Source organism: Rathayibacter sp. VKM Ac-2759 (genome assembly GCF_009834225.1).
GTDB lineage: Bacteria > Actinomycetota > Actinomycetes > Actinomycetales > Microbacteriaceae > Rathayibacter.
The window spans coordinates 2,593,176-2,609,460 of sequence record NZ_CP047176.1 but is presented as its reverse complement, the minus strand read 5'-3'; the positions used below and the strand labels follow the sequence as shown (position 1 = coordinate 2,609,460).

Genomic DNA, 16,285 nt, shown 5'->3' with positions numbered 1-16,285 from the left:
CTCAGACCGGGACGCGGACCTGCTGGAGGATGCCGCCGAGGACCGCCTCCGTGCGCACGCCCTCGAGCTCGGCCTCCGGCTGGAGCTGGATGCGGTGCCGGAGGACGGGCAGCACCATCGCCTGCACGTGATCGGGGGTGATCGAGCTGTAGCCGTTGAGCCAGGCCCACGCGCGGGACGCGGCGAGCAGCGCTGTCGAGCCGCGGGGGCTCGCGCCGAGCTTCACGCTCGGGCTCTGCCGGGTGGCGCGCGCCACGTCGACGATGTAGCCGAGCACGTCGGGACCGGCGCCGACGCGGCGGACCGCCTCCTGGGCCGCGTGCAGGCGCGAGGCGTCGAGCACGGGGTGCACGCCCGCGGCGGCGAGGTCGCGCGGATCGAATCCGGCCGCGTGGCGCGCCAGCACCTCGACCTCGACATCGCGCGGCGGCACCTCGAGGACGAGCTTGAGGAGGAAGCGGTCGAGCTGCGCCTCGGGAAGCGAGTAGGTGCCCTCGTACTCGACGGGGTTCTGCGTCGCCGCGACGAGGAACGGATCCGGCAGCGCGAGCGTCCGCCCGTCGACGCTCACCTGGCGCTCCTCCATCGCCTCGAGCAGGGCCGCCTGGGTCTTCGGAGGCGTGCGGTTGATCTCGTCGGCGAGGAGCAGGTTCGTGAAGACGGGGCCCTCGCGGAACGCGAAGCCCGAGGTGGAGGCGTCGTAGACGAGCGAGCCCGTGATATCGCCGGGCATCAGGTCCGGGGTGAACTGCACGCGGCGCGTGTCGAGGCCGAGCGAGACCGACAGGGCGCGCACGAGCAGTGTCTTCGCGACTCCGGGGACGCCCTCGAGCAGCACGTGGCCGCCGGCGAGGAGCGCGATCAGCAGACCCGAGACGGCGCCGTCCTGGCCGACGACGGCGCGTCCGACCTCGGTGCGCACGCGGTCGAGCTCGACGCGCAGGTCGTCGTCTCCGATCGGCGGCAGGCCGGTCGGGGGGAGGGACGTGTCGCTCATCGGTGGGGGCCTTCCGGTCGGCGGTCGGGGTGCGTGGTCGAGGGGACGAGCGCGGCGCGGACGGCGCTCTCGAGGCGGAGGAGCTCGTCGGACGCCGACACGAGGGCCGCGTCGTCGGCGGGCAGATCGTCGACCAGGAGGCGGCGGACGGCGGCCGGGTCGCGGCCGAGGAGCTCGGCGGTGACCGGCACGATCTCGTCGACGCCGGCCGAGGGTGAGAGCCCGAGCGACGCGCCGACGCGGTGCAGCGTGCCGATCCGGAGGGCGTCGAGGGCCCGGAGCCGGGTGTCGCCGCGCGCGTAGAGCCGGGCGCGACCGCGCGCGGTCTCGCTCGCGTGCACGACGACGGGCAGCGGCTCGACGGCCAGGGGGCCGAAGCGGCGGCCGCGCCAGACGGCCGAGGCGACGAAGACGGCCACCAGCAGCAGGAGCGCCGGGGTCACCCAGCCCGGAGCGAGGTCGGCGGGGTCGGCGGCGGTCGAGCCGACCAGGTCGTCGAGCCCGACGCGGTACCAGACCAGCCGGTCCTCGGCGCCGAGCAGTCCCAGCGCGAGGGCCGCGCGGCCCTCCTCGTCGATCGTGCCGTTGCGCAGGAGGTCGGCGTCCCCGATCGCCGTGACGGGTGCACCTCCCGGGCCGGTGCCGGTGACCAGGGCGAAGGCGTCGTCGCCGGCCGGGAAGCAGCCGACCGCGTCGCCCTCGAGGATGCGGTAGGTGCTGCCGCCGGAGGGGATGCTCGCGGCGCGCTCGGCTGCGGGGAGCGAGCAGCGGGCCGGGAGGCTGCCCTCCTCCAGCGGGGCGCCGGCGAAGGCGGCCTGCGGCAGGAGGGCGTCGAGCGCGGCGCCGGTGGGCTGCACGAGGACGATCGCGCCGGCCGCGCCGCCGAGCCCCGCGTACTGCGACTCGTCCAGGACGGCGCTCGGGTCGTCGATCAGCAGGGTCGCGCCGTCGCCCGAGGCGTCGAGCGCGGTGCCGAGGTCGTCGGCGCGGACGACGTCGATCCCCTGCTCGCGCAGCACCTGGGCGAGCGCTCGCGCTCCGTCGGGAGCCGCGCTGTCGAGGTCGAGGTCGGGAGCGGGGGTCGGCGCGCCGGTCGCGACGGTGAGCAGGAGGGTGCCGACGGCCACCAGGGCGAGCAGCAGCGCCCACACGCGCCCGCGCCGCAGCAGCGCGCCGAGGGTCGGGCTCGTGACGTCAGCGGTCGAGGTCATCGGCGCGGGGCGAGGGACGCGAGCGGATCGACGGCACCACCGAGGTCGGGAGTCGCCGCCGCGAGCGCGCGGTCGAGGTCGCGCAGGCGCTCGTACTCGGGGGCGCCGCAGTGCCGGCCCAGGTAGCGGACGCGATCGAAGTCGTCGGCGCCGGCCCGCAGGGCGTCGGCGGAGCCGGGGAAGGCCGCGGAGGCGCGCCGGGCGAATCCGTGGGCGGTGGTGCCGGGGGAGTGGCTGACCAGGGTCCGCTCGTCGAGGGCGCGGACGAGTGCGCGGAAGCGCTCGACGAGGGCCTCGTCGAAGTCGCCGCGCGCGGCGGCCGCCTCGGCGAGGGTGCGGATGCTGTCGGCGGAGCGCCCGTCGTCGTCGGCGAGAACGGCCCCGGTGACGGTGCTCCGGCGGCGCCGCTTCGGCGCCCCCGCGATGAGCAGCGCGGCGACGACCAGCGCGAGCAGCACCGCGACTCCGATCACCGCCGCGACCGGCACGCCGGCGCCGTCGGTCGGGACCGAGAGGGAGAAGAACCAGTCGCGGATCGCCTGCACCGTGCGGTCGAACCACGTCGGCTCCGCGGCGCGGTAGCGCGGATCGGCGAGCTCCTCGAGCAGGAGGCGGCGGGCCTCCTGCGAGTGGGGGTCGAGCGGCGCGCCCGCGAGCAGGCCCGGGATCACCGGGGCGCCCGCTCGGGGGCCGGGAACGGATCCGGGGTCGGCCGTCCGGCCGCGCGGTCCTCGACGTGGCGCAGAAGCACGAGATCGAAGCCCTCGCGCCGCATCCGGCGGTCGAGGTAGACCAGGCCGGTCACCGCCGACTGCAGCACCGTGCCGACGGCGCCGATGACGAGGCCGACCGCCACCGACAGGAGGGCGACGATCAGCGACGTGACGATCTGCGCGTCCGGATCGGTCGGCGCGATCAGCGCACCGCCGATCGGCACCAGCAGGCTCAGCGGAGTGGCGACCACCTGACTCGCGGCCTGCACGATCACGAGCATGAGGGCCAGGGCGCCGAAGGTGCGCCAGAACCCGCCGACCACGAGGCCCCAGGAGCGTCCCACTGCGCGACGGATCGGGAGCCGCTCCACGACCAGGATGCTCGGCACCAGGGCGAGCTTCGTGCCGATCCAGACGCCGAGCGCCGAGGCCGCGAGACCCGCGACGATCAGGACGAGGACGCCGCCGACGATCGTGCCGGCGCCGCCGTTCTGCGCGCCGAGCAGGAAGAGCGGGACGGCCAGCGCGACCGCCGCCGCGACCAGCAGGGCCGTGCCGACGCCCTGCAGCACCGTCCAGCCGACGAGAGCCCAGAACCGGCCGCGGAGGCGCCCGAGGAGCTGCCGCAGAGTGGGGCGCTCGCCGAGGACCCCGCGCGAGACCTCCAGCACCACCACGCCCTGCACCAGGGCTCCGGTGGCGAGAGCGACGGCGAGCGGGATGAGCGCGGCGAGGATCACGACGGCGAGGGCGCCCGCGCCGACCGCGTCCTGGTCGGCGGCGTCCGCCTGCTCGACGCGCCCGACGGCGAGGACGGCGACGACTCCGTAGATCACGAGTGCGAGGACGGAGCCGACCCCCTGCACGAGCAGGGCGACGCCGAGCGTGGTGCGGGGGCTGCGCCGCAGCACCTGGAACGGCGCGCCGAGGAGGGTCCCGAAGCCGAGGGGGCGGAGCGGGATGAGACCGGGCCGGGGCGGCGGCGTCCACGCCGGCGCCGGTCCCGAAGCGGGCCCCGGCTGCTGCCAGGAACCGGTCGACGACCAGGCCGCGGGCGGGGCCGGCGGCGCGGGCGCGACGACGTCGCGGTCAGGGGCGTCGGAGGGCCCTGAGGGCGGCGGCCACTGAGCTGCATCGGTCATCCCTCCCATGCTGTCACAGGCCCGTGCGCGCCCGCCGCCGCGCGCCCGGCGCCCTCCCGGCCCCGTCGGTTAGCCTGAGCCGGTAACCGCGGACGCCCAGGGGGGTGAGCGCGACCCGAGACGAGGAAGAACAGGCTCATGAGCGCGCGAATTCTGGTGGTCGACGACGACGCGGCCCTCGCCGAGATGATCGGCATCGTGCTGCGGGCAGAGGAGTACGACGTCTTCTTCTGCGCCGACGGCTCGGGAGCGCTCGACGCGTTCCGCCGCTCCCGGCCCGATCTCGTCCTGCTCGACCTGATGCTGCCCGGCCGCGACGGCATCGAGGTCTGCCGCGAGGTCCGCGCCGAGTCGGGCGTGCCGATCATCATGCTGACGGCCAAGTCGGACACCTCCGACGTCGTGCAGGGCCTCGAGTCGGGTGCCGACGACTACATGGTCAAGCCGTTCGATCCCAAGGAGCTCGTCGCGCGGATCAAGACGCGGCTGCGGCCCGCTCAGGTGGCGGCCAACGCCGTGCTGCAGGTCGGGGACCTCAGCCTCGACGTGGCCGGTCACGAGGTCCGCCGCGGTGAGGCGCGGATCGGCCTGACCCCGCTCGAGTTCGACCTCCTCCTCGCCCTCGCCTCGAAGCCCCAGCAGGTGTTCACCCGCGAGATGCTGCTGGAGCAGGTCTGGGGCTACCACTACAAGGCCGACACCCGCCTCGTGAACGTGCACGTGCAGCGCCTGCGCGCCAAGGTCGAGAAGGACCCCGACGACCCCCGGATCGTGATGACCGTCCGCGGTGTCGGCTACCGCGCCGGCGCCGTGCTCCCGAGCTGACCGTGTCGCTCGCGCGTCGGTTCCGGGTCCCGGCGGTCCGCCGCTGGCCGCGGAGGATCCTCGGTGCGTGGCGGAGCTCGCTGCAGTTCCGGGCGGTCGCGATCACCGTCCTGCTGAGCGGCATCGCCATCGGATCCACGGGCGCGTACCTCTCGTACAGCATCAGCGACAACCTGTTCCAGTCGCGGCTCAGCCAGGTGACCGGCGACACCTCCCGCGCCACGCGCGCCGCCCAGGGCTACCTCGACGCCGCCACCGTCTCCACCCGCCAGGACATGGAGGAGGTGATGAGCTCGGTGCGCACCGCGGTCCGCGACGCGTCCTCGTCGGCCCTGATCGCGATCGTCCGCTCGCCCGACCAGGAGGCGTCCTCCCTCGCGCCGCAGGACATCTACAACCGCGAGTTGCAGAACGGGGTGATCAGCGACGAGCTGCGCCAGCGCGTGCAGGACGGAGTCGACGGGCAGTACTGGCAGTCGGTGACCCTCGACTCGTCGGGCGAGCAGCAGCCGGGCATCCTGGTGGGCTCGACCCTCGAGCTGCCGAGCTCGGCGGGCCGGTACGAGCTCTACATCGGCTACTCCCTCGCCGATGCCGAGCGGACGCTCCAGTTCGTCCAGCAGGTCCTCAACATCGCCGGGATCCTGCTGGTCCTGCTCATCGGAGCCGTGAGCTGGGTCGTCGTGCGCCTGGTCGTCGCGCCGGTGAGGGTCGCCGCCCAGACCAGCCAGCGGCTGGCGGCGGGCGACTTCGACGTCCGCATCCCCGAGAAGGGGCAGGACGTGATCGCGACCCTCGCCCGCTCCTTCAACGGCATGGCCGACAGCCTCCAGGACCAGATCAGCGAGCTCGCGACCCTGAGCCGCGTCCAGCAGCGCTTCGTCTCGGACGTCTCGCACGAGCTGCGCACACCGCTCACCACCATGAAGCTGGCCGGCGACGTCCTCTTCGACCAGAGGGAGGCGTTCCCGCCGGTCGCCGAGCGCACGGTCGAGCTCCTGCACGGCCAGATCGGCCGGTTCGAGAGCCTGCTCGCCGACCTCCTCGAGATCTCCCGCCACGACGCCGGGTCGGCCGAGCTCGAGCTGGAGCCGGTGAACCTCGTGCGGCTGGCGAGCGAGGAGATCGCGGACATGAGCGGGATCGCCGCCGCGAACGGCTCCGCCCTCACCCTCTCGGCGCCCGGCGGCTACTTCGACGCCGACATGGACTCCCGCCGGATCCGCCGGATCGTCCGCAACCTCCTCGGCAACGCCATCGAGCACGGCGACGGCCGCGAGATCGTGGTCACCGTCGACAGCAACGCGTCCGCAGTCGCCCTCGCCGTCCGCGACTACGGCCACGGCATGAGCTCCGAGGAGGTCGTCCGGGTCTTCGACCGGTTCTGGCGGGCCGACCCCTCGCGCCGACGGACCCTCGGCGGCACGGGCCTCGGCCTCTCGATCGCGCAGGAGGACACCGCGCTGCACCACGGCTGGCTGCAGGTCTGGTCCCTGCCCGACCGCGGCGCGTGCTTCCGCCTGACCATCCCGCGCCGACGCGGCGAGCGGATCGACTCCTCGCCGCTGCCGCTGCCTCCGATCGACGCGGGCGAGCAGGCGTTCACCGGCCCGATCGTGATGCCGCCGCTGCCGACCCCGGACGGAGCGCTCTCGTGACGATGCTCCGCACCCTCGCCACCGCCCTCCTGCTCGTGCTCGCCCTCGCCGGCTGCGCGGGCATCCCCCGCAGCGGCGATGTCGGCGTCGGGCAGCCCGACTCGGCACCGCAGGACCTCGAGTACGACTTCCTGCCGTCCGGACCGGCCGCCGGGGCCTCGCAGCGCGACATCCTCAACGGCTTCATCGACGCGGCCTCCAGCCCGCAGAACAACTACAAGATCGCCCGCGAGTTCCTCTCCTCCGGAGCCGACTGGACGCCGAGCGAGCACGTGACCGTCGACGAGGGCCAGCGCTCGCAGGTCCAGCCGTCGACGTCGACCCTGACCCTCACGATCACCCCCGTGGCCGAGGTCGACGGCAGCGGCGTGTACACCGAGGTCTCGACCACCGCCGCGCTCAGCCTCGACTACGGCTTCGTGCAGGAGAACGGCGAGTGGCGCATCAGCGCGCCGCCGAGCGGAGTGGTGATCGACAGGACCACGTTCGAGCAGGTCTTCTCGACGCACACGCTCTACTTCTTCGACCCGAGCTACAGCTTCCTCGTGCCGGACCTCCGCTGGTTCGCGTCCCGCGCCGACAGCTCGACGAGCACGACGATCGTCACCGAGCTGCTGCGCGGGCCGACCGTCTGGCTGCGCGACTCCGGCGCGGCCGTCTCGGCCTTCCCGTCGGGGACGGCGCTCGCCGCCGAGACCGTGCCGGTCGAGGCGCAGCGGGCCGTCGTCGACCTCAACTCCGCGGCGCTCGAGGCCGATGAGCGGCAGTGGCGCCTGATGGCGCTTCAGCTGAGCCGCAGCCTCGGCAACGTCTCGAACGTCACGGGAGTGACGCTCTCGGTCGAGCAGAACCCGATCGAGGTGGCGGGCGAGACGAACGGACTCCCCACCTCGCCGCGGGTCGACACCCGGCCGCTCGTGCTCACCGACGACGCCTTCGGCTTCCTCGGCTCCTCGGGACTCGCCGAGACGGCGGTCTCGGACCGGGTGCGCGCGCTGTCGCCGACCGCCGTGGTGCTGGGCGAGCAGCGGGGAGCCGACTCCGATGCGTCCGCCGCGGTGCTCTCGAGCGCCGGGGTGACGCTCGTGGCTCCGGGGCGGAACGACGTGCTGCTCGACGCCCGGTCGGGCCTGATCGCCCCCAGCACGGATCCGCTCGGCTACGTCTGGTCGATCCCCGGCGCCTCGCCGAGCCAGCTCGTCGCCTACTCGCCCGACGGAGCGACGTCGTACCAGGTCGCCACGGCCTGGTCCGAGATCGACTCCCTGGCCTCGGTCGCGGTCTCGCGCGACGGCACGCGCCTGCTGGCCCTCGCCCAGGACGGCCAGCAGGCGACGGTGCTGATGGCCGGCATCACCCGCTCGGCGTCGGGGGAGCCCCTCGCGGTCGGCGAGCCCGTGGTGCTCCGATCGACCCTCGGAACGGCGATCGCCGCGAGCTGGACGGACGAGCTCGATGTCGTCTCGGTCGTGCGCGCCTCGACGGGGGAGGACGCCGTCACGCTCAACCAGATCGGAGGCGGCGCCACGTCGCTCGGCACCACCACCGGGACCCGGCAGATCGCGGCGGGCAACGCGTCCACCCAGATCCGGATCCTCGCCGAGGGCGGCGAGCTGCGACAGCAGCGCGGGTCGGCGTGGCAGACGGTCGCCACCGACGTGCGGGTGCTGGCGGTGCAGACCGGCATGGGGTCCTGACCGCTCCGGCACGATCCTCCTCCACAGGCCGCCGCGCGACGGAGCCGCACGATCGGCGCGTGACGTCGCCCGCGGTTCCGGCAGGCTCTGCGCATGCTCCGCGACTCCCTGCTCGACGCCCTCGCCGTCCTCCTCCCCGTCGACTGCCCCGCCTGCGGGAGCCCCGCCCGCGCCGGGCCCTGCGAGCAGTGCCGCGGCGAGCTCGCGGCGGCCGGGCGGCCAGGGCGACGGGCGCTCGGGCCGGAGGATCGCCCGCTCGAGGTCGTCACCGGCGCGGACTACGCGGGAGTGGTGCGCAGACTCGTCCTCGCGCTCAAGGACGAGGGGCGGGTCGCGGCGGCCCCTCCGCTCGCGGTGCTGCTGCGGCCGGCGCTGCGCCTGGCCCTCGGTGGCGACGCCGCGGTGCTCGTCGTCCCGCCCGGGTCGTACGGCCGGCGACTCCGCCGCGGCTACGACCCGGTCGAGCTCATCGTCCGCGCCGCGGGAGGCCGCGTCGCGCGACCGCTCCGGCGGGCCAGGCACTCGCGCGACCAGGTGGGCCTCGGGCGTCTGGAGCGCCGCGGCAACCTCGACGGCGCCTTCCGCGCCCGCCGCCCGCTCGAGGCCCTCCCACCGGTGCTGCTCGTCGACGACGTCGTGACCTCGGGCGCGACCCTGCTCGAGATGCGGCGCGCCGTCGAGGCGGCGGGCGGAAGCGTACGCGGAGCGGTCGCGGTCGCGGCGACCTCCGCGCGCCGTCGTCAGCGATTGACGGGGGACTCACCGGGGTCCCCGATGATCCTCGGATGAACACTCGGTGACACTCCAGTGGCCGGGGTCTACGCTCTCAGGACACGGCGTGAACGGTCCGCCCGAGAAAGGCGGCACGCCGTACTCGACTGGGAGGTTGTCATGGACATCGACATCACAGGACGCAACGTGGGTATCACCGATCGCTTCCGCGCGTACGCGACGGAGAAGGCGGAGAAGGTCGAGCACCTCTCCGATCGCGCTCTCGCGCTCGAGATCAAGGCGAGCCGCCACAGCGAGGGCAAGGGCGCCCCCGGAGGAGACCGGGTCGAGCTGACGCTGATCGGCAAGGGCCCCGTGGTCAGGGCGGAGGCGAGCGGTGCCGACAAGTACGCGGCCTTCGATGTCGCCCTCGGCCGGCTCCTCGAACGGGTGCGACGAGCCAAGGACCGCAAGAAGGTGCATCGCGGCCAGCATCGCCCGGTCTCGCTCCGGGACGCCGCCGCCGACGACTTCAGCGTCGTCGCCCTCCAGCCGGCCGACGCCGCCATCCTGGAAGCGGTGAGCACGGGCGTCGTGCCCGTCCAGGCCGAGCCGGCACCCGCGGACGACGAGATCGAGGACGAGCCGTACTGCCCCGTCGTCATCCGCAAGAAGGTCTTCGCGTCGGTCTCGATGACCGTCGACGACGCCGTCGACTACATGGAGCTCGTCGGCCACGACTTCTACCTCTTCATCGACGCCGACACCGGCCGCCCGAGCGTGGTCTACCGCCGCAAGGGCTGGGACTACGGCGTGATCGGCCTCGGCGACGAGGCGGACGAGCTCGCGGAGCAGGCCGCGGTCTGACCCTCGCCCCCCTCTGGAGCGGGCCCCGGCGTCCTGGACGCCGGGGCCCGCTCGCGTCCGCCGACGGCGGACAGGACCTCGGGCCGCGCACAGCCCTCCCCGGCTAGGCTGGGTCGCGGTCCGCGCTCCGGTGCGGAACCCCTGTCTTCTACGTTTTGGAGTACCCCGTGGCCTCAGTTCTCGAAAAGGTCCTTCGCGTCGGGGAGGGTCGGGTCATCCGTCGCCTCGAGAACTACGCGAAAGCCGTCAACGCCCTCGAAGAGGACTTCACGCACCTCAGCGACGAGGAGCTGAAGAACGAGACCGTCGAGCTGCGCGAGCGCTACTCGAACGGCGAGTCGCTCGACGACCTGCTGCCGGAGGCCTTCGCCGCCGTCCGCGAGGCGTCGCGCCGCACGCTCGGCCTCCGTCACTTCGACGTGCAGCTGATGGGCGGGGCCGCCCTGCACCTGGGCAACATCGCCGAGATGAAGACCGGTGAGGGCAAGACCCTCGTCGCGACGCTCCCCGCCTACCTCAACGCGATCGCCAGCCGCGGTGTGCACATCGTCACGGTGAACGACTTCCTCGCCTCGTACCAGTCGGAGCTGATGGGGCGCGTGTTCCGCGCCCTCGGCATGACGACCGGTGTGATCCTGTCGGGTCAGACGCCCGAGCAGCGTCGCGAGCAGTACGCGGCCGACATCACCTACGGCACGAACAACGAGTTCGGCTTCGACTACCTCCGCGACAACATGGCGTGGCAGGCGCAGGACATGGTGCAGCGCGGCCACTTCTTCGCGGTCGTCGACGAGGTCGACTCGATCCTCATCGATGAGGCGCGCACCCCGCTGATCATCTCCGGCCCCGCCTCGGGCGAGGCGAACCGCTGGTTCTCGGAGTTCGCCACCCTGGCCAAGCGCCTCGTCGAGGGCGAGGACTTCGAGGTCGACGAGAAGAAGCGCACCATCGGCGTGCTCGAGCCCGGCATCGAGAAGGTCGAGGACTACCTCGGCATCGAGAACCTCTACGAGTCGGTGAACACTCCGCTGATCTCGTTCCTCAACAACGCGATCAAGGCGCGCGCGCTGTTCAAGAAGGACAAGGACTACGTCGTGCTGAACGGCGAGGTCCTCATCGTCGACGAGCACACCGGCCGCATCCTCGCCGGTCGCCGCTACAACGAGGGCATCCACCAGGCGATCGAGGCGAAGGAGGGCGTGCAGGTCAAGGCCGAGAACCAGACCCTCGCCACCGTCACGCTGCAGAACTACTTCCGCCTCTACTCCAAGCTCTCCGGCATGACCGGCACGGCCGAGACCGAGGCTGCCGAGTTCATGGCCACCTACAAGCTGGGCGTCGTCTCGATCCCGACCAACCGCAAGATGCAGCGGCTCGACAACCCCGACCTCGTCTACAAGAACGAGCAGGTCAAGTTCGAGCAGGTCGTCGAGGACATCGTCGAGCGCCACGCCGCGGGTCAGCCGGTCCTGGTCGGCACGACCAGCGTCGAGAAGAGCGAGTACCTGTCGCGACTGCTCGCCAAGAAGGGCGTGCGCCACGAGGTCCTGAACGCCAAGAACCACGCTCGGGAGGCGGCGATCGTCGCTCAGGCGGGCCGCCTCGGCGCCGTCACCGTCGCCACCAACATGGCCGGCCGCGGCACCGACATCATGCTCGGCGGCAACGCCGAGTTCCTCGCCGTGACCGAGATGGCCGGCAAGGGGCTCAGCCCGTCCGAGACCCCGGAGGAGTACGAGGCCGCCTGGGACGACGTGTTCGCCCAGGTCAAGGCGAAGGTGGGCGAGGAGGCCGAGAAGGTCCAGGCCGCCGGCGGCCTCTACGTGCTCGGCACCGAGCGGCACGAGTCGCGCCGCATCGACAACCAGCTCCGCGGCCGCTCCGGCCGCCAGGGCGACCCCGGTGAGAGCCGCTTCTACCTCTCGCTCACCGACGACCTGATGCGCCTGTTCAACTCCGGCGCAGCGGAGGCCCTGATGGGGCGCGGCAACGTCCCCGACGACATCGCGATCGAGTCGAAGGTCGTCTCGCGGGCGATCCGCAGCGCGCAGTCGCAGGTCGAGGCGCGCAACGCCGAGATCCGCAAGAACGTCCTCAAGTACGACGACGTGCTGAACCGCCAGCGCGAGGCGATCTACTCCGACCGCCGCCACATCCTCGAGGGCGACGACCTGCACGAGCGCACGCAGAAGTTCCTCGTCGACGTCATCGACGAGATCCTCGAGGTGCACACCGGCACCGGCAACGGCGACGACTGGGACTTCGACGCGCTCTGGACCGAGCTCAAGACGCTGTACCCGATCAGCCTCACCATCGACGAGGTCGTGCAGGAGGCGGGCAGCCGCGGGCGCATCAACAAGGAGTTCATGCGCCGCGAGATCCTCTCGGACGCGAAGATCGCCTACGAGCGCCGCGAGGAGCAGCTCGGTGCGCCCGCCATGCGCGAGCTCGAGCGCCGCGTCGTTCTCTCGGTGATCGACCGCCGCTGGCGCGACCACCTCTACGAGATGGACTACCTGAAGGACGGCATCGGCCTGCGCGCGATGGCGCAGCGCGATCCGCTGGTCGAGTACCAGCGCGAGGGCTTCGCCCTGTTCCAGCAGATGATGGGCCAGATCCGCGAGGAGACGGTCGGCTTCCTCTTCAACCTCGAGGTCGAGGTGACGCAGAAGCAGGGCGAGGTCGCCGGAGTCGCCGCCAAGGGGCTCGCGGAGCCGGTCGCCCCGGTCGAGAAGCTCAGCTACTCGGCGCCGAGCGACTCGGGCGGAGTCGAGGTGCGCAACCAGCGCGGCCAGGTGCAGCAGGCGGCCACCGCCAAGGCGAGCGCCGCCGCGGCCCGCGAGGCGCGCCCGCAGGACGAGGCCGCGACGACCGGTGCGTTCGGCCAGAAGCCGGCCGCCGAGGACGACGTCCCGAACAACCGCCAGGAGCGCCGCGCGCAGCAGAAGCGCCGCTGACCCGCACGATCGAAGGCCCCGGCTCCGCAGATGCGGAGCGCGGGGCCTTCGTCGTTCCGTGGATCGCTCAGGCTCGGTGCCGGGCGGGCGCCGAGACGACGCCGCGGGCGCCCGACGCGCGCGGCACCGGCGCTCCGGGTCTCACAGCACATTGATCGCGGTCGCCCGCCAGCGGGCGTCCATGCCCTCGAGCCGGATGGCGACCGCGCGGGTGCGCACGCGGTTGTGGACGAGGACCACCGCCTCGACGATGCCGTCGCGCGGCTCCGAGACCACGACCCGGCCCACCGTGAAGGGGATCCGGTGCGCCGGTCGCCCCTGCAGGGCGCGGGAGCGCGCGGCGAGCACCACCCGCTTCTGCAGGTGCCGGTAGACGTCGTCGGTCAGCCAGCGCGCGATCTGGTCGATGTCGCGCGAGCCCGCCAGGATCTCGATGACGAGCAGCGTCAGGCGCTCGAGGATCGGCTCGGGGTCGGGCAGCTCCGCCCGCGTCGTCGGCTGGGCCGCGAAGAAGCCGACGGTGGGCGGCCTGGAGGCGGCTGCCCCCGCCTCCAGGGGCAGAGTGCTGTAGTCGAAGGCGTTCGAAGGGCGGCTCATGCAGGATGCTCCAGTGGCATGACGAGCGACTCATGGGTCGGGTCACCTTTCGGCTCGGACGGTGCGTGATGCGCTCAGGGTGGGGCGCTGGGACCTCCTCATCGAAGCAGTCGAGGGATGCTCACATGTGCGCCGACGCGACACTGTGGATAACACGGCGTCGGACGCCACCCGTGCGGTCCCCGCGGCGCGGCCTCCGTTCGTCCCGATCCGCCACCGGCGCACGGTCCGCTCGGCGGGAGCGGGGCGCGGGCGAGCGCCTAGGCTTGTCGGGTGTCGACCCTCAGTGACCTCGTCCTCGCCCACGGCCGCTCCACCGACGCCGATGTCGAGTGGCTCCATCTGCTCGTCGGCGACGCCCAGCTGCTGGCCGATCTCGCCTTCGCCGACATCGTGCTGTGGGTGCCGACCGCCGACGACAGCTTCGTCGCCGTCGCGCACGCGCGGCCCTCCAGTGCGGCGACGCTCTTCTACCGCGACTTCGTGGGGCAGCGGATCAAGTCGGAGTGGCGCGCGCAGGTCGTCGAGGCGTTCGAGACGGCGCGCATCGTCGACACCTCGGCGCCCGACTGGTTCGAGGAGACGCCCACCCGCGTCCGCGCGGTGCCGGTCATCCGCCGGCTGAACGCCTCCGAGAAGGCCACGACCGACCGCCCGATCGCGGTGGTCACCCGCCACACCAACCTCAGCGAGACGCGCACGCCCAGCCGCCAGGAGCTGACGTTCAACGACTGCGCGAACGACCTCTTCTCGATGATCGCCTCGGGAGACTTCCCCGACCTGGGGGCGCCCACCGGGCCGCGACGCGGTGCTCCGCGCGCCTCCGACGGCCTGATCCGCCTCGACGTCGACGGCATCACCACCTTCGCGAGCCCCAACGCGCTCTCGGCGTTCAACCGCATCGGCTTCGCCGACGAGCTCGAGGGGGAGTCGCTCGCCGAGGTCACCACCAAGCTGCTCACGGGCAAGCTCGTCATCGACGAATCGCTGCCGCTCGTGGTCACCGGCCGCGCCCCCTGGCGCACCGACATCGAGGCCCGCGGAGTCACGGTGTCGCTCCGTGCGATCCCGATCCGCGACCGGGGCGAGCGGGTCGGCGCCGTGGTGCTCTGCCGCGACGTGACCGAGCTGCGCCACCAGGAGCGCGAGCTGATCACCAAGGACGCGACGATCCGCGAGATCCACCACCGGGTGAAGAACAACCTGCAGACCGTCGCCTCGCTGCTGCGGATCCAGGCCCGGCGCACCCACTCCGACCTGGCCCGCGAGGCGCTCACCCAGGCGATGCGCCGGGTGGCCGCCATCGCGGTCGTGCACGACACGCTCTCGGAGGGGCTCAACCAGAACGTCGACTTCGACCAGGTCTTCGACCGCGTGCTGCTGCTGATCGCCGAGGTCGCCTCGACGCACAACACCACGGTGCACCCCAAGCTCAGCGGCAGCTTCGGCAATCTGCCGAGCGAGTACGCGACTCCGCTCGCCCTGGCGCTGACCGAGCTGGTCACGAACGCCGTCGAGCACGGGCTCGCCGGCCGCGAGGGCGACGTCGAGATCGTCGCCACCCGCACCGACGACGTCCTGACCGTCAAGGTGCGCGACACCGGAGTGGGTCTGCCGGAGGGCAAGGTCGGCTCGGGGCTCGGCACGCAGATCGTGCGCACGCTGATTCAGGGCGAGCTCGGCGGGACGATCGACTGGCACACCCTCGTCGGGCGCGGGACCGAGGTCACCATCGAGATGCCGCTGCGCTGGCTGGCGCGCCCCAAGATCTGACGCACGCCGAACCGCGCGCCGCAACGACGAGACCCCCGCTGCCCTGAGGCAGCGGGGGTCTCGTGTCGCTGTGCGGCGCGCTACGAGGCGCGACGGGCGCGAGCGGCGCGGCGCTTGAGGGCGCGGCGCTCGTCCTCGCTGAGGCCGCCCCACACGCCCGAGTCCTGGCCGGTCTCGAGGGCGTACTGGAGGCAGACCTCGGTGACCGTGCAGCGTCCGCAGACGGTCTTGGCCTTCTCGATCTGGTCGACGGCGGGTCCGGTGTTGCCGACCGGGAAGAAAAGCTCGGGGTCAGCGGTGAGGCAAGCGGCCTTGTCGCGCCAGTCCATGCAGGTGCTCCTTGTGTGCAGGCGTGCGTGGAGGAACCACGCAGTGTTCGAATGAGATGATCGGATCACGCCGACGATCGATCTCGGCGGGAAGCCCCAGCACACCCTCCGGCGCACGCCACGAAGCCCCGCGCAGCTGCGCAAGGCGATTCGAGGGGGTGGACGGGGGCGGCTCGGTTCTTCCGGACGAGCTCACCCGGCTTCCTGTCGCACCCTTCGGGCGGACACACGAACCTCACGGCTCGAACGGATCGGGTTGTTCACATCGGCGGAAACCCACGACCCTGTGAGCGGTGAAACGAACTCAAGTAGCCTCTCACGGTGGTACGCCCGAATCAAGAGTCCAGGATGGGATGTGGCTGTGATGCCTGAGAAGAACCGGCTCCCGACCGGCCCGAACAGCGCTCCGCCGCCACTCGGGCTCCTCGTCCTCATCGTGGTGCTCGCGCTCGAGACGGTGGGGGTCGGGGCGGTCACCGCCTGGCTCCTGATCGAGCTGGTGACCACCACGGCCGACACGGTGGGCGGAGGCGTCGCCATCGTCGTCCTGGCCGTCATCGCCCTCGGCTGGGTCGTCGCGACCACTCTCGGAGCGATCCGCCGGCGCAGCTGGATGCGCGGCTCCGCCCTGACGATGCAGCTCGTGCTGATGGCCGTGGCGCTCGGCGCGTTCCAGGGGCAGTACGCCGTCCCCGACGTCGGCTGGGCGCTCCTCGCTCCGGCGCTGGTCGCCGTCGTGACGATCTTCCTGCCGAGCGTCGTCGCCGCCACGCGGCGCGACCCCACCGCGACCGGGTAGCGCCCGCCC

General features: G+C 72.6%; 14 protein-coding genes. 8 read left to right on the top strand and 6 right to left on the bottom strand.

Annotated elements, in window-relative coordinates:
- Window position 1: 1 nt before the first annotated feature.
- The 4 genes from GSU68_RS12055 to GSU68_RS12040 are packed head-to-tail and all read right to left on the bottom strand — an operon-like array spanning window position 2 to window position 4,063.
- Window positions 2-997, bottom strand: a complete 996-nt coding sequence (locus GSU68_RS12055; RefSeq protein ID WP_159908635.1) for a MoxR family ATPase — start codon at window positions 995-997, stop codon at window positions 2-4.
- Window positions 994-2,208: a DUF4350 domain-containing protein gene (locus GSU68_RS12050; protein WP_159908633.1), complete on the bottom strand. Its 1,215-nt coding sequence runs from the start codon at window positions 2,206-2,208 to the stop codon at window positions 994-996. The genes GSU68_RS12055 and GSU68_RS12050 overlap by 4 nt, the downstream gene beginning before the upstream one ends.
- A complete protein-coding gene (locus GSU68_RS12045) occupies window positions 2,205-2,879 on the bottom strand; it encodes a DUF4129 domain-containing protein (RefSeq protein ID WP_159908631.1) in 675 nt (224 codons plus the stop codon). The genes GSU68_RS12050 and GSU68_RS12045 overlap by 4 nt, the downstream gene beginning before the upstream one ends.
- The gene (locus GSU68_RS12040; protein ID WP_159908629.1) at window positions 2,876-4,063 is read right to left on the bottom strand and encodes a hypothetical protein; all 1,188 of its coding nucleotides are present in this window, start codon (window positions 4,061-4,063) and stop codon (window positions 2,876-2,878) included. Before GSU68_RS12040 ends, GSU68_RS12045 begins: the two co-directional genes overlap by 4 nt.
- Window positions 4,064-4,201: 138 nt before the next feature.
- Between GSU68_RS12040 and mtrA the strand changes: the two genes are divergently transcribed.
- From mtrA to secA, 6 genes are all read left to right on the top strand, one after another.
- Window positions 4,202-4,888, top strand: a complete 687-nt coding sequence (gene mtrA, locus GSU68_RS12035; protein WP_159908627.1) for an MtrAB system response regulator MtrA — start codon at window positions 4,202-4,204, stop codon at window positions 4,886-4,888.
- 2 nt (window positions 4,889-4,890) lie between these two features.
- Window positions 4,891-6,546, top strand: a complete 1,656-nt coding sequence (gene mtrB, locus GSU68_RS12030) for an MtrAB system histidine kinase MtrB (RefSeq protein ID WP_208544563.1) — start codon at window positions 4,891-4,893, stop codon at window positions 6,544-6,546.
- A 2-nt stretch (window positions 6,547-6,548) separates the two neighbouring features.
- Window positions 6,549-8,243, top strand: a complete 1,695-nt coding sequence (locus GSU68_RS12025; RefSeq protein WP_244259494.1) for a GerMN domain-containing protein — start codon at window positions 6,549-6,551, stop codon at window positions 8,241-8,243.
- Between the two features lie 93 nt (window positions 8,244-8,336).
- Window positions 8,337-9,032 (top strand): ComF family protein, encoded by a 696-nt coding sequence (locus GSU68_RS12020; protein WP_159908623.1) that lies wholly within the window; start codon window positions 8,337-8,339, stop codon window positions 9,030-9,032.
- A 102-nt stretch (window positions 9,033-9,134) separates the two neighbouring features.
- Window positions 9,135-9,821 (top strand): ribosome-associated translation inhibitor RaiA, encoded by a 687-nt coding sequence (raiA, locus tag GSU68_RS12015; protein ID WP_159908621.1) that lies wholly within the window; start codon window positions 9,135-9,137, stop codon window positions 9,819-9,821.
- Window positions 9,822-9,988: 167 nt separating this feature from the next.
- A complete protein-coding gene (gene secA / locus GSU68_RS12010; RefSeq protein ID WP_159908619.1) occupies window positions 9,989-12,778 on the top strand; it encodes a preprotein translocase subunit SecA in 2,790 nt (929 codons plus the stop codon).
- 141 nt (window positions 12,779-12,919) lie between these two features.
- Here the strand turns inward: secA and GSU68_RS12005 are convergent, their stop codons facing one another.
- On the bottom strand, window positions 12,920-13,375 hold the full coding sequence (locus GSU68_RS12005) for an Rv3235 family protein (protein ID WP_244259261.1): 456 nt from the start codon (window positions 13,373-13,375) through the stop codon (window positions 12,920-12,922).
- 273 nt (window positions 13,376-13,648) lie between these two features.
- Between GSU68_RS12005 and GSU68_RS12000 the strand changes: the two genes are divergently transcribed.
- Window positions 13,649-15,148 carry a PAS domain-containing sensor histidine kinase gene (locus GSU68_RS12000; protein WP_159908617.1) on the top strand — a complete coding sequence of 500 codons (1,500 nt, stop codon included), beginning with the start codon at window positions 13,649-13,651 and terminating at the stop codon, window positions 15,146-15,148.
- Between the two features lie 80 nt (window positions 15,149-15,228).
- On the opposite strand, the gene GSU68_RS11995 is transcribed toward GSU68_RS12000, so the two are convergent.
- Window positions 15,229-15,477: a WhiB family transcriptional regulator gene (locus GSU68_RS11995; protein WP_056045195.1), complete on the bottom strand. Its 249-nt coding sequence runs from the start codon at window positions 15,475-15,477 to the stop codon at window positions 15,229-15,231.
- Between the two features lie 364 nt (window positions 15,478-15,841).
- On the opposite strand from GSU68_RS11995, the gene GSU68_RS11990 reads away from it, so the two are divergent.
- Window positions 15,842-16,276 (top strand): hypothetical protein, encoded by a 435-nt coding sequence (locus GSU68_RS11990; RefSeq protein ID WP_159908615.1) that lies wholly within the window; start codon window positions 15,842-15,844, stop codon window positions 16,274-16,276.
- The last annotated feature ends 9 nt before the right edge of the window (window positions 16,277-16,285 follow it).

Bases quoted from the DNA above. Each gene is read 5' to 3' on its own strand.
- GSU68_RS12055 (WP_159908635.1), bottom strand. From the start codon at position 997: ATGAGCGACACGTCCCTCCCCCCGACCGGCCTGCCGCCGATCGGAGAC.
- GSU68_RS12025 (WP_244259494.1), top strand. From the start codon at position 6,549: ATGCTCCGCACCCTCGCCACCGCCCTCCTGCTCGTGCTCGCCCTCGCC.
- GSU68_RS12020 (WP_159908623.1), top strand. From the start codon at position 8,337: ATGCTCCGCGACTCCCTGCTCGACGCCCTCGCCGTCCTCCTCCCCGTC.
- raiA (WP_159908621.1), top strand. From the start codon at position 9,135: ATGGACATCGACATCACAGGACGCAACGTGGGTATCACCGATCGCTTC.
- GSU68_RS12005 (WP_244259261.1), bottom strand. From the start codon at position 13,375: ATGAGCCGCCCTTCGAACGCCTTCGACTACAGCACTCTGCCCCTGGAG.
- GSU68_RS11995 (WP_056045195.1), bottom strand. From the start codon at position 15,477: ATGGACTGGCGCGACAAGGCCGCTTGCCTCACCGCTGACCCCGAGCTT.
- mtrA (WP_159908627.1), top strand. From the start codon at position 4,202: ATGAGCGCGCGAATTCTGGTGGTCGACGACGACGCGGCCCTCGCCGAG.
- GSU68_RS12050 (WP_159908633.1), bottom strand. From the start codon at position 2,208: ATGACCTCGACCGCTGACGTCACGAGCCCGACCCTCGGCGCGCTGCTG.
- GSU68_RS11990 (WP_159908615.1), top strand. From the start codon at position 15,842: ATGCCTGAGAAGAACCGGCTCCCGACCGGCCCGAACAGCGCTCCGCCG.
- GSU68_RS12040 (WP_159908629.1), bottom strand. From the start codon at position 4,063: ATGACCGATGCAGCTCAGTGGCCGCCGCCCTCAGGGCCCTCCGACGCC.